Source organism: Neisseria sp. P0009.S007 (genome assembly GCF_051962515.1).
The window spans coordinates 1-1498 of sequence record NZ_JBQCVF010000317.1 but is presented as its reverse complement, the minus strand read 5'-3'; the positions used below and the strand labels follow the sequence as shown (position 1 = coordinate 1498).

2 protein-coding genes and 2 pseudogenes are annotated in these 1498 nt (G+C 45.8%); 3 read left to right on the top strand and 1 reads right to left on the bottom strand.

Annotation, left to right across the window (positions count from 1 at the left end):
- Window positions 1-128: pseudogene (locus ACTHS3_RS12860) on the bottom strand (RidA family protein); the annotation flags it as partial.
- Window positions 129-227: 99 nt separating this feature from the next.
- Between ACTHS3_RS12860 and ACTHS3_RS12855 the strand changes: the two are divergent.
- From ACTHS3_RS12855 to ACTHS3_RS12845, 3 genes and pseudogenes are all read left to right on the top strand, one after another.
- Window positions 228-713, top strand: coding sequence for an aminoacyl-tRNA deacylase (locus ACTHS3_RS12855; RefSeq protein ID WP_070608300.1), 486 nt, complete (start codon window positions 228-230; stop codon window positions 711-713).
- Window positions 714-728: 15 nt separating this feature from the next.
- Window positions 729-1361: a DnaJ domain-containing protein gene (locus ACTHS3_RS12850; protein ID WP_070608301.1), complete on the top strand. Its 633-nt coding sequence runs from the start codon at window positions 729-731 to the stop codon at window positions 1359-1361.
- Between the two features lie 3 nt (window positions 1362-1364).
- Window positions 1365-1498 (top strand): annotated as a pseudogene (locus ACTHS3_RS12845) (EamA/RhaT family transporter); the annotation flags it as partial.

The window sequence follows — 1498 nt, the reverse complement described above, 5'->3', positions numbered from 1 at the left end:
ACATTTTCAGTTTGCGCTTTGGCATCGGCTTCAGGATTTTCGGGAACCATGCCGGAGAGGAAAACCAAGCCGTTGGCTACGACGGCTTCCGAATAGCGTTTGCTTGCACCAAGATAGCGGATGTCCATGTTGTCTCCTGATTTCAAAAAGAAGGTATGGTAACATTGTGACTGTTTACGTTCCACATTTAAGAGGGGCCGTCTGAAAAGGATGGCGGGAAACAACCCATGAGTAAAGCAGAATATCCGGTTACGCAGGCAGTACGCTTTTTACGCAGTAAAAAAATCGATTTTGTCCCTTATGTTTACGCGTATGAAGAACATGGCGGTACGGCGCGTTTTGCCGAGTGCACGGGCAAGCCTGAGCATCAAGTCATCAAAACAATCGTCCTGCAGGATGAACACAAAAAAGGCTTGGTTGTGTTAATGCACGGCGACAAACATATTTCCACCCGCAATCTGGCGCGTGAACTGGACTTGAAACACATCGAGCCGGCAACGGCGGATCAGGCGGCGAAATGGACAGGATATTTGGTCGGCGGGACATCGCCGTTCGGTATGAAAACCGCGTTGCCGGTTTATGTGGAAGAAAGCATTTGGGCTTTGGACGAGATTTTTATCAATGGCGGCAAACGTGGGTTTATCGTGGGCATAAAACCTGAAAACCTGCGGACGCTCAATCCGAAAGATGTTCATGTTGCAGTCGATTCATAAAGGATAGGAATACAGATGGAACAATTAAATTTATACGAAATCTTGGGTGTATCTCAGGATGCAGATATCAACGTTATCCGCGAGGCTTACGGCAAATTGGTTGCCAATCCGGATATTCAGAAAGATGCGGAGCGTTTTAAAGCCATCGGACAGGCGTTTGAAGTATTGTCTCATCCGGAAAAACGTTTGGCTTATGATGCGGCGATGCAGTATGAGCCTCAGGAAGTCCAAGACAACGGCTTCAATGATACGGCGGCCAATCACACGGCAAACTATAATACAGGGAACAATAATATGGGGGGCAATATGGTCAATACGTCCAAATCCGAAGTGAAAAACTATGTTTTTATTGCCTATGTCACATATGCGTTGGGCTTGTTTATTTGGTTTACACCCGTCGTCGGTGTGATTTTGGCGTTTATCAAACGCGATGAAGCGCAAGGCAGCATTTACGCCAGCCATATTGATTATCTGATTAAGACATTTTGGGTGTCTTTGATTGGTATGGTTTTAGGGATGCTGACCATACTTATCTTAATCGGTTGGCTGATTTTGGCAGCAACCGGTATTTGGCTCATTTATCGCGTAGTCGTCGGACTGATCAAACTGAATGAAGATAAGCCTGTTTCCACTCAAGGATGGTTTTAAAGCATGGCATATTTATTGACAAGTATCGTTTGCAGCGTGTTGGTTTCCGTATTGCTGAAAGTGGCGCGCAAGCAAAAAATCAATATCGAGCAGGCGGTAGCAGTGAATTATATCGTTGCCGTCACTTTGACCATGCT